The organism is Nocardiopsis sp. L17-MgMaSL7 (assembly GCF_003182025.1).
GTDB lineage: Bacteria > Actinomycetota > Actinomycetes > Streptosporangiales > Streptosporangiaceae > Nocardiopsis > Nocardiopsis prasina.
This window is the reverse complement of record NZ_QGTF01000027.1, coordinates 1-13,726: the sequence shown is the minus strand read 5'-3', so window position 1 is coordinate 13,726 and position 13,726 is coordinate 1. Positions and strand designations below refer to the sequence as shown.

Genomic DNA, 13,726 nt, shown 5'->3' with positions numbered 1-13,726 from the left:
ATCGGCTATGAAACACTTGTCGAGGACAGAGGGGACCCCCCCTTTAGAATTCTCGGGCCACTTCAGGTCGAGGGTGTCGAAGGTCAGGTGCGCATCCCCCCGGGACGGCAGCAGGTCGTTCTCGCCGCCCTGTTGCTGGAGGCCGGGCACGTCGTGTCCACCGACTACCTCGTGGACGCGATCTGGGACGAGGACCCGCCGGGGACCGCGCGTACGCAGGTGCAGATCTGCGTCTCCCGGCTGAGGAAGAGCCTCGCCTCGACCGGGGCCACTCTGGAGACCAGGCCTCCGGGCTACCGGTTCCAGGCCGAACCCGACGCGATCGACGTGCGTCGCTTCCAACGGCTCGCGGCCGAGGCCGAGGTCGTCAGCAGGGAGGGCCGGGACGCGGAGGCGGTGTCCCTCCTGCGCAGGGCGTCCGGGCTCTGGAGTGGTCCCACGCTCAGCGGTATCTCCAGCCGCAGCCTCGGGACCAAGGCCGCGCGCCTGGACGAGGCCCGCACCAACCTCATCGAGACCTACATCGAGCTTGAGCTCGGGCTCGGCCGCCACAGCGGGCTGATCGGTGAGATCAACGCGCTCGTGCAGGACTTCCCCCTGCGCGAACGCCTCAGGAAGCAGCTGATGCTCGCCCTCTACCGCTCCGGTCGGCAGGCCGAGGCGCTGGAGGCGTACCGCAGGGGCCGGGACCTCTTCATGAGGGAACTCGGCCTGGAGATGGGCGAGGAGCTGCGCGGCCTGGAGACGAGCATCCTCTCGGGTGACCCGACCCTGCTCCTGGGGCCGGAGCGGTCCGACCTTCGATCCCCCTCGGCGCCCGCCACGCCCGCCGTCCCCGACAGCGACGACAAGGGGACCGAGCTCCTGATCCTGCCCGAGGAGCCCGAAGCCTACCCCGGCGTCGGTGAGGCCCGACCCCGGCAACTGCCCGCTGACACAGCGGACTTCGTCGGCCGCACCGAGTCCGCCAGGACGGTGGAGATCGCCCTCACGCTCCCCGAGCGCGGCCACGCGGTCGGTGTCGCCGTCGTCATCGGTCGGCCGGGTGTCGGCAAGAGCGCGATGGCCGTCCACGTCGCCCACCGCCTCCAGGACGAGCGCTTCCCGGACGGGCAGCTCTACTGCGACCTGCGCGGCAGCCGTGAGAGCCCTACGGAGACCGCCGAGGTGCTCGCCCGCTTCCTCCGTGCGCTGGGCATTCCGGGCCAGTCCATTCCCGAGGGCCGCGACGAGCGCGCCGAGATGTACCGGAGCCTGCTGTCGGAGCGACAGGTCCTGGTCGTGCTCGACGACGCCGGATCGGAGCGCCAGGTGGCGGACCTGCTTCCGGGCAGCCCGGGATGCGGCGTGATCGTCACCAGCCGGGCCAGGCTCACCGGCGTCCCCGGGGCGGTCCTCGTCGAACTCGACGTGCTGGACCGGGACCAGTCGTTCGACCTCCTCCGCCGGATCGTCGGCTCAGGGCGGGTGGACGCCGAACCCGCCGCGGCCGACTCACTGGTGCGCTCGGTCGGACGGCTCCCGCTGGCCCTGCGTATCGTCGCCGCGCGCCTGGCGGCGCGCCCGCATTGGTCCCTGGCCTCCATGGTCAACCGGCTCTCCGACGAACGCCACCGCCTGGACGAGCTCACCCACGGTGAACTCGGGGTCCGCGCCAGCCTCAGCCTGACCTACGACGGCATGGACGACGTCACCCGCCGCACCCTCCGGCTGTTCGCCCTCGCCGACGGGCCGAACCAGCCGGGCTGGATCGCCGGCGCGCTCCTCGACGACCGTCGCCGGTACCCGTCGGACCTGCTCGAACCCCTCGTGGACGCCCAGATGCTGGACGTCACCGGGATCGACCCCGGCGGCGACCCCAGGTACCGCTTCCACGACATCATCCGCCTGTTCGCCCGGGAGCGCCTCCTCGACCAGGAACCCGGGCCCGACCGGCACGCCGCCCTCGGACGACTCGTCGGAGGGTGGCTCGGCCTGGTGGACGAGGCCAACCGGCGTATCCACGGCGGCGACTACCTGCTCCTGCACGGCGAGGGCACGCGCTGGCACCCGCCTCGCGCGCTCACCGAGGCCGCCCTCGCGGACCCGATGGAGTGGCTGGAACGGGAGCAGGACAACCTGTACGCGGCCGTGGACACCGCGGCCCGGGCGGGGCTCGACGAACTCTGCTGGGATCTCGCGGTGTCCCTGCTCACGCTGTTCGGCCGGCGCTGCCACCCGGACGAGTGGGCCCTCACCAACCAGCGGGCGATGGAGGCGGTACGCGCGGCGGGCAACCTGCGCGGGATGGCCGCGATCACCTTCTCCAACGGCTGCCTCTACCTGGACCAGAGGAAGAACGACGAGGCGCGCGCGGCGATGACGGCCGCCCTGAAGGGTTTCACCGGCCTTGAGGACGCGCTCGGTCGCGCCAAGTGCCTGCGCGAACTCGCCCACCTGGCCAACGTGGACGGCGACCGAGAGCGCGCGCTGGATTTCGGGGAACAGGCCTACGAGGTCTTCGAGTCGATCGGCGACGTGGCGGGCATGGGCCGCACCCTGCTGCTCACCGGGCACGTCCGGCTGGCCATGGGCGAGGAGGAGCGGGGGATGGTCGAGCTCCAGCGCGCCCGTGAGCACGCGGAGACGACGGGAGACCCGCGCAGTCGCGCGCAGGTGCTGCGCAGGATCGGTCAGTACTCGTTACTGAAGGGGGACCACAGGGAGGCGCTGGGCATCCTCACCGAGTCCTTCGAGTTGGTGCGCGAGCTGCGCGATCCGATCGGGGAGGGCTATCTTCTGCACGACCTGGGGCGGGTCTGCGGGCTGCTGGGGCGGTCGGGGGAGGCCCGGCGGTTCCTCGGCCGTTCGCTGGCCGTGCGCGAACAGATCCGGGACGGCGCGGGTGCCGCCGAGGTCGGGTTGGACCTGGCGCGGCTGCTCCAGGGCCTGGGCGAGAGCGGGCAGGCCGTCGAACTCGCGGAGAGGGTGGCCGGGGTGTTCGCGGAGAGGGGGATGGAGTCCAAGCACGCCGAGGCGGTGCGGATCGCGGGAGCACCCGGTTCCTGACACGGGCGGCCCCGGTGGACGTCCCTGCGCTCTACGGCTCCCAGGGGTCGTTGTTCGGGCTCTCCTGGGAGACGGGCGCTCCGGGGCTCAGGGACGTGCCGGCGTGGGCGGCGGCCCCGGTGAGGACGATCGGGCCGAGAGCGGCGGTGGCGGCGATGGCCGCGGCGGCGAGGATTCTGAGGAGCTTCAAGTGAGTGCCTTTCGTGTTCGTTTCTTCCGATGAACACGAATCTAGAAACAGGGGGCATCGCCGAATCGCTGGTTTGGCTATCACGCCGCTATCCCCCCTTTCCCCCAGCGGGACACCCCCGTCGCAACCCCGCCCCTGCTCGTTCCCACACAGGCCACAGCCGTCCCACCGGTCCCATCGGATCGATGGTCCGGCCTGGTTCGCCCTCTCCGGACCGGCGGTTTTGCCGGACGATGCGCCGGAGATAGCGGCTTTTTCCAGAATGGGTCCTGTTCGGAACCGACCCAGAGGAAAGAGGGCGCAGAGGATGGCATCCCCCACCGAGAACCAGCGCTTCGGAGATCTGCTCCGCCGGTACCGCTCGCGGTCCGGGCTCACACAGCAGGAGCTGGCCGACTTCTCCACGATCAGTGTCCGGGCCATCCGCGACCTCGAACACGGGAGGGCCCTGCACCCGCGCAGGGACACCGTCCGCCTGTTGGGAGAGGCCCTGCGCCTCGGTGACCGTGACCGTGCCGACCTGCTGGCCGCCGCGGGTCGGCGCGGCGCCCGCACGGTCAGCTTGTGCGGACCGGACGTCGTCGTCGCACCCGCCCCGGATCCCCGCACCCCCGTCCTGGGGCGGCAGGAGGAGGCGGAGGCCCTCGCCATGGCCCTGGCCGCTCCGGGCCGCCGCCTGGTGACCGTGACCGGGGCCCCGGGGGTCGGCAAGAGCCGCCTGGCGATCGAGGTCGCCCAGCGGTTGCACCGCTCCTGCGAGCTCCCGGTCCTGTGGGCCACGGGGTCCGACCACGACTTCCCGGCGCCCGCCGGTGAGCTGGCCGACCTGGTGTGCCGGGCCGTCACGGACCTGTTCTCCGTGGTCGGACCCGTGGACAGCGACCGCGACGGGGTGGCCGACCTGGTGCACAGCGTGGGAGACCGCCCCGCCCTGCTGGTCCTGGACGCGCCCCGTCCGGGGGCACCCAACGGAGCGGCGCTCGCCCGCCTCCTCCACGAATGCCCCGCCCTGCGCGTGCTCGCGGTGGCCGACCTGCCCTACGGCCTACCCGGTGAGCAGGTCTTTCCGTTGACGGCTCTCGCGCCCGCCGCGGCCGTGGACGTGCTCGTTTGGCACCTGGGCGACACCCGTCTCTCACCCAGCCCCGGCCCCGAGGACGCCCCGCTGCTGGCCGAGATCTGCGTGCTGCTCGACCGGATCCCCGGCGCGCTGGTCTGCGCGGCGACATGGCTGACCCTCTACGACCCGGCCACCCTGCTCGCCTGCCTGCGGGACGACCCCCTCCCGTTCCTCAGCTCGTTGACCGGCCCCGCCGTGCCCGGCGTCGTCGGGGGACTGAACAGGGCGTTCGCCACCCTCTCTCCGGACGAGGAGACCGTGCTGGACCTGCTGTGCGCCACCGCCGACGGCGAACGCGCGGACGGCCTGGCGCGTATCTGCGGTCTCCCGCTCGCCGACTGCGGCCGGGTGCTGAACGGCCTGATCACCCGCGGGCTCGTGCACTGCGAGCGCGGTACCGGCCAGGCCCGTGTGCACACGCTCAACCTCGTCCGCGTCCTGCGTGCGGCGCACACCCGTCGGGTCGCGGCCCCGATCGCGGCCTGAGTCGTGGTCGGCGCACATGCCGCCCAATCTGCCGACAGCACTTCCCGTTCTCCGTCCGTACGGGACATAACTTCTCCGCGAGGAAAGAAACCAACGGCCAAGCGCCATTCGAGGTGGGATAGATGTTCCGTGGTGGCGTGACGGGTTTTCGGCCCAAGTCCATCGTTTCCAGTACCGTTTCCGACTCACACACCTGGAATCTCATCTACATGCAGCTCCTGCTGGAGGAGATGGGGCACGAGGTCGTGAACGTCGGGGCCTGCGTTCCCGAGGAGCTGCTGGCCGACGCGTGCCTGGAACACCGCCCCGACCTGGTCGTGGTGAGCAGCGTCAACGGCCACGGATTCAACGACGCACTCGGGCTGATCCGGCACCTGCGCGCTGTTCCCGGCCTCGAACGGATCCCGCTCGTCGTGGGCGGGAAGCTGGGTGTGGACGGTGTCCGCGACGTCGGTTTCACCCGCCGCCTCCTCAACGAGGGTTTCGACGCGGTCTTCGCGGAGCACGAGCTGGGCGGGTTCCGGGAGTTCGTGACGGCGCGCGGGCTGAGAGCGGTGTCATGACCCCGCCCCTCGACACCGCCCGTCCCTCCTTCGGTGACTTCGTCGCCGCCGCGGAACGGAACGGGAACCTCGTCGTCCAGCCCCGGATGGGCTTCGGCGACCTGCGACGGATGCGCGCGGGCCTGGTCGCGACCAAGGCGGCCGACGCGGTCAGTGTGGGAACCCTGACCTTGGACAGCTACACGCGGACGGGAAACCACGAGGCCGCCCGCAGGGCCCTGGCCGACGGCGTCAAGCTCAACGGCTATCCGATCGTCGCACGTCCCGACCACGAGACCGTGGAGCTTCTCGACGGGGTCCGGGACACGGGCTTCCCCGTGCAGGTCCGCCACGGCTCCTCCCGGCCGCAGGACATCTTCCGCACCCTCACCCGACTCGGGTTGGAGGCCACCGAGGGCGGACCGGTCTCCTACTGCCTGCCCTACAGCCGCACTCCGCTACGGGAGGCGGTGGACAGCTGGGTCGAGAGCACCGAACTCTTCGCCGAGTCCGGGGCCGACGGGCGCCGTCCCCACGTGGAGAGCTTCGGCGGATGCATGCTCGGCCAGCTCTGCCCGCCCAGCCTGCTCGTCGCGATCAGCCTGCTCGAAGGAGTCTTCTTCCGACAGCACGGCATACGCAGCCTCTCGCTCAGCTACGCCCAGCAGATCCACCCCGCCCAGGACGAGGAGGCCGTGCTCGCCCTGCGCCGACTGGCGAGCGAGTACCTCCCCGACACCCAGTGGCACATCGTCTTCTACGCCTACATGGGGGTCTACCCCCGTACCTCCCGCGGCGCGGTGCTCCTGATGGAACAGGCGGCGCGCACCGCCGTACGGGCCGGGGCCGCACGCGTCATCGTTAAGACCGAGGCGGAGGCCCACCGGATCCCCACCATCGAGGAGAACATCCGGGCGCTGGAGGCAAGCGCCCGCGCCGCCGAGACGGCGGGACCGCGCGTGGCCGAGGCGGGGGACAGCGGTGTCCTCGCCGAGGCGCGCGCGCTCGTCGAGGCTGTCCTGGACATCGATCCGGACGTCGGACGGGCGCTTCCCCGCGCGTTCGAACGGGGCCGGCTCGACCTCCCGTTCTGCCTGCACCCGGACAACCGCGGACAGGCCCGCAGCTACATCGGCGACGACGGATACCTGCGCTGGCTGAGCACCGGGAACATGCCGATCCCCGTGCCCGTGGACTCGGTGGTCCCCACCCGGCTGACCGCCGACGCCCTGCTCATGATGCTCCACCACGTCGAACAGCGCTACGACCGGGTCACGTGAGCGGACCCGGTGCCGCACCCCCACGACCGCCGACCCCGGCGCTCCGAAACGGAGGAACCATGAACGACCCCGCGAACCCCGCGCCGATCCCGCCCCTGGGCGAGCACCTCGCCTCCCCGACCACGCGCGACATCATGCTGGTCCAGCAGGAGGTCCTCGCGGCGACCCGCGACCACCTGCGCGGACAGGGCTTCGTCGAGCTCCTGCCACCCCTGACCGGCCCGGTCACCGACCCCGGCGGCCGCGGTGCCAAACAGCTCGACGTGGACTTCTACGGTCACCGCTACAAGTTGATGACCAGCGCGATCCTCTACAAACAGGCGTCGCTGCGCGGCTTCCCCAAGCTTTTCTACATCGCGCCGAACGTGCGTGCCGAACCCCTGGAGACCGCCTCCACCGGACGCCACCTCTTCGAGTTCCACCAGATCGACGTGGAGATCGCGGGCGCCACCCGGGACGACGCGATGCGGGTGGCCGAGCGACTGCTCACCCACGTCGTCGCCCACGTGCTCGATCGGGTCCCCGAACTCCTGACCGGCCTCGGGCGGGACCCGGTCTTCTTCAAGGAACTGCTCGCGGGCGGCTTCGGCATCCGCACCCACGCCGACGCGGTCGACACCCTGCGCGGGATGGGCCACGACCAGGACGCGGGGGCCGAGATCGACTGGGAGGGCGAGGCGATGCTGTCCCACAAGGCGGACCGGCCCTTCTTCGTCACCGACTACCCCAAGGGCTCCCGGGGCTTCTACGACCGGGAGGACCCCGAGCACCCCGGCGTCCTGCGCAACTTCGACCTGCTGGCGCACGGCGGCTACGGCGAACTGGTCAGCGGCAGCGAACGCCAGGCCGACTACGCGGCGATTGTCACCGGTATCCGCGAGAGCGGCGAGAACCCCGCCAAGTACGGCTGGTACCTGAAGGAGGCCCGCGAGGGCATCCCCGCCAGCGCCGGGTTCGGTATGGGCCTGCAACGGGTCCTGCGGTACCTGACCGGTATGGACTCCCTGTGGCAGGTCACCGCCTATCCGAAACTTCCCGGGGTGGTGTCGGCATGAACCGACTGCACGCCGAGGGCCTCCCGGAACAGGCGATCCGCGACCGCGCCCGCAGGGGCCGCGCCGCCGTGTTCCCGCCGGACGACTCCTACGGCAGGAGCGTCATCGGGGCCGACGTCACCTCCGCCGCCACCGCGGACCCCCTCGACGCCGCCCGCCTCGTGCCCCCGGTGTTCATGCCCCGCCGCATGGAGAAGCTCATCGACCTGGCCCGCGAGCCGCTCTTCAGCGACGTCGAACTGCGGACCCGGATCGGCGGTTTCGCCTCGGAGCTTCCGGTGTACGTGTCGGCCTTCGGGTCCACCCAGGTCGGGACCGAACTCGCCCTCGCCGCGGGGCGGCAGGCCGCACGCCTGGGCATCCCCCTGGTGGTGGGCGAGAACGTGGCGCCCGCCCACGGCTACAGCGCGGACTCCTCCTTGCTGAGCAGGCTGGAGGCCTACGCCTCGGAACTGCCCGAGGGCGTCGGGGGAGTGGTCGTTCAACAGAGCACGGAGGACGCCGACGCCGAGGTGTGGAACCGGGTCCACACCGACCCGGCCGTCGCACCGCTGCTGGACTCGGGCCGCCTGGGCTTCGAACTGAAGCTCGGCCAGGGCGCCAAGCCCGGCCTCGGCGGCATGACCATGGTCGGCGAAGCCGACGCCGCCCGCCTCTCGGACCGCTATGACGTCACCGCCAGCCTGGACCCCCGAGGCGGCCCGCGGCTGCGCAGTTCCAGCCCCGGCACGTTCACCGAGGAGATCCTCGCCCAGCAGATCAGGTTCATGCGCAACAACTTCCCGCGGGTCCGGGTCTGGGTGAAGCTCCCGCCCGGGCGGGACGTCGGGCACGCGGCCCGCGTGGCCTGGTCGGCGGGAGCGCACGCCGTCACGGTCGACGGGGCCGAGGGAGGATCCGGTTGGGCGCCGCCGGTTTTCCTGAGCCGGGTGGGCCTGCCACTCGGTGAGTGCCTGCGCAGGATCGGCGCCCCGGACGGGTGCCTGCTCGCCTCCGGGCGGATGTGGGAGGCCGGGAGGGCGGTCGTCGCCCTCGCTCTGGGCGCGCGGGCCGTGGGGTTGGGCCGCGCCGCGCTTGTCGCCGTCGACGAGGACCCCGAGAACGGTCTGGTCAACCTGGTCAGCGCGCTGGCGCTGGAGGCACGCCTGCTCATCAGCGCGCTCGGCAAGTACTCCCCGGAGGCGCTGGGCAGCGAGGACGTCCTGCTGCCCGCGTCGGCCGCCGCCGCGGCCGCGTCGGTCGCGGCGGAACCGAGCACCGTCCCGTGAGGGCGCCTCGGCCCTGCCAGCCGGGGCCGGCCCCCTGCGAACCCCGAAGGCCGCAGCCGCAAGTCCGATACGTCCAGGAAAGGGAGAAGGGAAACTCGATGCTCTGCACATTCGACGAAACCCGGCCGCTCAACGAGGCGCAGAGCGGAATCTGGTTCACCCAGGAAGCCGACCCCGACAGCCCGATGCTCAACAACGGCGAGTACTACGAGATCACGGGGCCGCTCGACCCCGTCGTCCTGGAACGGGCGGTGGGGCGGGTCGTGTCGGAGAGCGAGATCCTGCGCACGCGCTTCGCCGCCACGGAATCCGGCCCCCGCCAGTGGACCGACGCGACGCTGACCTACCCCATGCGCGTCGTGGACCTCGGTGACTCCGACGACCCCGCCGCGGAGGCGCTGGCGATGATGCGCGAGGAACTCGCGGTGCCGCTGGACGTGACCCGCCACCCGCTCTACGCCCACGTGCTCTTCCGCCTCGGCGGCGACCGCCACGTCTGGTTCCAGAGGGCGCACCACCTCATGGTCGACGGGTACACCTTCATGCTGCTGGCCCGGCGCGTGGCCGAGTTGTACACGGCGCTGCTCCACGACGCCGACACCGGCCCGCCCCTCGGCTCGTTCGGTGCGCTGGTCGAGGAGTCGGCCCGGTACGAGGACGGACCGGAGCGCGAGGAGGACCGCCGCTACTGGGCCGGGTACCTGGACGGTGCACCGCACCACACCGCCCTCACCCGGAACCGGGCGGAACCCGGGCCCCGGTACCTGCGCTGCACTCGGATCATCGACGAGGAGGGCGTGGCCAGGATCCAGCGGGCGGCCGAGCGCTGCGGAACCCGGTGGAAACAGATGCTCATGGCGGCCGTGGCCGCCTACACCCAGCGGTGGACGGGGGAGCGGGACATCCTCCTCAGCCTTCCGGTCACCGCGCGCACCACGGAACTCAGCCGCCGCACCCCCGGGATGTACTCCAACGTCATCCCGCTGCGCCTTGCCGTGGACCCGGAGGCGCCGGCGGCGGACGTGGCCCGCGACGTGGCGGCCGCTCTGCGATCCTGCCTGCCGCACCAGCGTCACCCGGTCGCCGCCACCCGGCGGCTGCTCGGCCAGACCCCGCAGACCAGGCGCGAGTTCGGCCCACTCGTCAACATCATGTCCTTCGACTACGACGTCGACTTCGGCGGCCTCCCCTGCGTTCCGCACAACATCTTCCAGGGGCCCATCGAGGAACTTCGGATCGACGTCCTCCAACGCGGTCGCGACGGCGCCCTGCAGATCGACTTCGACGCCAACCCGGCGGTCTTCTCCCAGGAGGACCTGGAGCGCCGTACGGAGTCGTTCGTCCGCCTGCTCGACGCGCTGTGCCGTGAACCCGGGACCGCCGTCGGTGACCTGGACCTGCTCTCCGAGGACGAGCACCGGCGGGTGGTCGCGGGGTTCAACGCCGTTGCGGCGGCCGACGTGGCGGACCGGACCGTGCACGAGGTGTTCGAGGAGCGCGCCGCGATGGCGCCGGACGCCACGGCGGTGGTGTCCGACGGCACCGTGGTCTCCTACGGTGACCTGAACGCCCGTGCCAACCGCCTCGCTCGACACCTGCGCGGGCTCGGTGTCGGCCCCGGAACGATGGTGGGTGTCCTGCTGGAGCGCGGCGCCGAGTTCGCCGACGCGCTGCTCGCGGTGCTCAAGACCGGAGCCGCGTATGTGCCCCTCGACCCAGCCTTCCCCGTCGACCGCCTGGCCACGATGGTCGCGGCCGCCGGTGTCGGACCGGTCGTGACCAGGGCGGGACTGGCCGGACGCGGGGTGGGCGCCGAGCACCTCGTCCGGGTCGACGCCGAAGCCGCGACCGTGGCCCGGCGCAGCGCGGAGGACCTGGGTGTGCGGGTGCCCCCGGGGGCACCCGCGTGCGTGATGTTCACGTCGGGATCGACGGGTGTGCCCAAGGGCGTGGTGGCCCCGCACCGTTCCGTGGTCTCCACTCTCCTCGGGCAGGACTACCTGGACTTCGGTCCGGAACAGGTGTGGCTGCAGACCGCTCCGGTCTCCTGGGACGCTTTCGTGTTGGAGTTCTGGGGTGCGCTGCTGCACGGATCGACGTGCGTGCTCCAACCGGGTCAGGCACCCGAGCCGCGACGGATGGCGCAACTGGTCGCGGAGCACGGGGTCACAGCGATGTGGCTCTCCGCCGGTCTGTTCAACCTGGTCCTCGACGAACACCCGGAGGTGTTCGAAGGTGTGCGCCAGGTCGTCACCGGCGGCGAGGCCCCGTCCACGGAGCACATGCGCCGCTTCCTGGAGGCCCTTCCGACCGTGCGGCTGCAACACGGCTACGGGCCGGTCGAGAGCATGGTCTTCACCAACTCGCACAGGGTCACGGAGATCGACGGCCCCCTGGTCCCGGTGGGTGCTCCCATCGCCCACCGCAGCTGCTACGTGCTGGACAGCCGGTCGCGCCCGGTCCCCGTGGGTGTGCCCGGCGAGCTGTACGTCGGGGGCGCCGGTCTCGCGCTCGGGTACGTGGGTCGTCCGGACCTGACCGCCGAGCGGTTCGTTCCCGATCCCTTCGGTGCTCCGGAGGGCCGGTTGTACCGCACCGGTGACCTGGTGCGGTGGACCGATGAGGGGACCGTTGAGTTCCTCGGCCGGGTGGACGACCAGGTCAAGGTCCGCGGTTTCCGGGTCGAGCCCGGTGAGGTCGAGGCCGTGCTGGCGGGGTTGTCCGGTGTCGTCCAGGGTGCCGTGGTGGTGCGTGAGGACCGTCCTGGTGATCGGCGGTTGGTGGCCTACGCGGTGGCCGAGGCGGGTGCGGAGGCTGACCCGGCCGCTCTGCGCGCGGCTCTGGCCACCTCACTGCCCGACCACATGGTCCCGTCGGCGGTGGTGGTGCTGGACGAGCTCCCGCTGACCGCCAACGGCAAGCTGGACAGGAGGGCCCTGCCCGCACCCCGGTACACATCGACCGGCCGGGCCCCGCGCACTCCTCAGGAGGAGATCCTCTGCGGAGTCTTCCGTGAACTCCTCGGAGTGGAGGCCGTCGGGATCGACGACTCCTTCTTCGACCTGGGCGGCCACTCCCTGCTCGCCACCCGGCTGGTCAGCAGGGTGCGCGCGGTGCTGGGCGCGGAGCTGGCCCTGGGGGACGTGTTCCGCTCTCCCACAGTCGCGGCGGTGGACGCGCTGGTCAGGTCGGTCTCCGGCGGGCCCGTGCGCGCACCGCTCACGGCGGTGGAGCGCCCCGAACGCGTACCGCTCTCCTTCGCCCAGCGCCGTCTGTGGTTCCTGCACCGCATGGAGGGACCGAGTCCCACCTACAACGTCCCGGTGGTCCTGCGGCTACGCGGTCGAGTGGACGAGGACGCGCTCCGGGCGGCGCTGGGGGACGTGGCGGACCGCCACGAGACCCTGCGCACGGTCTTCCCCTCCGTTGACGGAGAACCCTTCCAACGGGTCCTGCCCGACCGGCCGGTGCTGGAGGTCGTCGACGTCGGGGAGGAGGAGATCGGCGCCGGGATCGACCGGGCGGTGCGCCACGCCTTCGACCTGGAGCGGGAGATCCCCATCCGGGGATGGCTGCTGGGTACGGGAGAGCAGGACACCGTCCTGGTCGTGCTCGTCCACCACATCGCCAGCGACGGATGGTCCATGGCCCCGCTCATGGAGGACCTGGGCGCCGCCTACGGGGCGCGGCTGCTCGGGCAGACCCCCGACTGGAGCGACCGGCCCGACCTGGCCGTGCAGTACGCCGACTACGCGCTCTGGCAGAAGGACGTCCTGGGCTCGGAGTCGGATCCGGGGAGCCTGCTCGCGAGCCAGACGGCCTTCTGGGAGCGGTCCCTCGCCGGTGCCCCGGAGGTGCTGGACCTGCCCGCGGACCGTCCCCGTCCCCTGGTTCCCTCCAACGAGGGCGCGACGATCGCCGTTGACCTGCCCGCCGACCTGCACGCCGCGCTGGCCGAACTGGCCGCGGACCACGACGTGACCCTCTTCATGGTTCTTCAGGCTGCGTTGACGGTGGTGTTGGCGCGGTCGGGTGGTGGTGTTGATGTTCCGATTGGTACGCCTGTGGCTGGGCGTGATGATGAGGCGTTGGATTCCTTGGTGGGGTTCTTCGTGAACACGTTGGTGTTGCGTACGGATGTGTCGGGGGATCCGACGTTCGTGGAGTTGCTGGCTCGGGTGCGTGAGGGTGATCTGGCTGCCTTCGATCACCGTGACGTGCCCTTCGACCGCGTGGTGGAAGCGGTGGCACCCACACGGTCATCGGCGCACCACCCGCTCTTCCAGGTCATGCTCGTGCTCCAGAACAATGCCGGGGCGGTCCCGGAACTACCGGGCCTGGACGTCGCGATGGAGCTTCGTTCCATGGGCACGTCCAAGTTCGACCTGACTCTCGACCTCGGTGAGCGCTCCGACGTTGACGGCGGGCCCGGGGGGATCCGGGGGACCCTGGAGTACGCGATCGACCTGTTCGACCGTGGCACGGCGGAGGCGCTGGTGGCCCGCTTGGAGCGGGTGCTGGCCGCCGTGGTGGCGGAGCCTCGGGTACGGGCGGGACGGATCGACGTCCTCTCCGCGCGGGAGCGGCAGCGAGTCCTGGTGGACTTCGGCGGCGCGGGCACCGACCTCGTCGCGGATCGCACCCTGCACCGGGTGTTCGAGGAGTGTGCGGCGTCGGTTCCGGACGCTGTGGCGTTGGTGTTCGGGGATGAGCGGGTCTCCTATGGGGAGTTGAACG

At 71.5% G+C, this 13,726-nt stretch carries 8 protein-coding genes; 7 read left to right on the top strand and 1 reads right to left on the bottom strand.

Annotated elements, in window-relative coordinates; translation table 11 throughout:
* Nucleotides 1–87 precede the first annotated feature (87 nt).
* Complete coding sequence (locus BDW27_RS26705) at nt 88–3,048, top strand: AfsR/SARP family transcriptional regulator (RefSeq protein WP_110052460.1); 2,961 nt, start codon at nt 88–90, stop codon at nt 3,046–3,048.
* A 31-nt stretch (nt 3,049–3,079) separates the two neighbouring features.
* Here BDW27_RS26705 and BDW27_RS27335 read toward each other — a convergent pair whose 3' ends face one another.
* Nucleotides 3,080–3,238 (bottom strand): hypothetical protein, encoded by a 159-nt coding sequence (locus BDW27_RS27335; RefSeq protein ID WP_158543614.1) that lies wholly within the window; start codon nt 3,236–3,238, stop codon nt 3,080–3,082.
* Between the two features lie 307 nt (nt 3,239–3,545).
* Between BDW27_RS27335 and BDW27_RS26700 the strand changes: the two genes are divergently transcribed.
* The 6 genes from BDW27_RS26700 to BDW27_RS26675 all read left to right on the top strand — a co-directional run.
* Nucleotides 3,546–4,844, top strand: coding sequence for a helix-turn-helix domain-containing protein (locus BDW27_RS26700; RefSeq protein ID WP_158543613.1), 1,299 nt, complete (start codon nt 3,546–3,548; stop codon nt 4,842–4,844).
* A gap of 122 nt (nt 4,845–4,966) precedes the next feature.
* On the top strand, nt 4,967–5,407 hold the full coding sequence (locus tag BDW27_RS26695; protein ID WP_049566782.1) for a cobalamin B12-binding domain-containing protein: 441 nt from the start codon (nt 4,967–4,969) through the stop codon (nt 5,405–5,407).
* A complete protein-coding gene (locus BDW27_RS26690) occupies nt 5,404–6,666 on the top strand; it encodes a methylaspartate mutase (RefSeq protein WP_110052457.1) in 1,263 nt (420 codons plus the stop codon). The genes BDW27_RS26695 and BDW27_RS26690 overlap by 4 nt, the downstream gene beginning before the upstream one ends.
* 59 nt (nt 6,667–6,725) lie before the next feature.
* A complete protein-coding gene (locus BDW27_RS26685; protein WP_110052455.1) occupies nt 6,726–7,721 on the top strand; it encodes an asparagine synthetase A in 996 nt (331 codons plus the stop codon).
* Nucleotides 7,718–8,989: a glutamate synthase-related protein gene (locus tag BDW27_RS26680; RefSeq protein ID WP_110052454.1), complete on the top strand. Its 1,272-nt coding sequence runs from the start codon at nt 7,718–7,720 to the stop codon at nt 8,987–8,989. Before BDW27_RS26685 ends, BDW27_RS26680 begins: the two co-directional genes overlap by 4 nt.
* A gap of 98 nt (nt 8,990–9,087) precedes the next feature.
* A partial coding sequence (locus BDW27_RS26675) for a non-ribosomal peptide synthetase (protein ID WP_146223311.1) occupies nt 9,088–13,726 on the top strand: 4,639 nt, incomplete at its 3' end.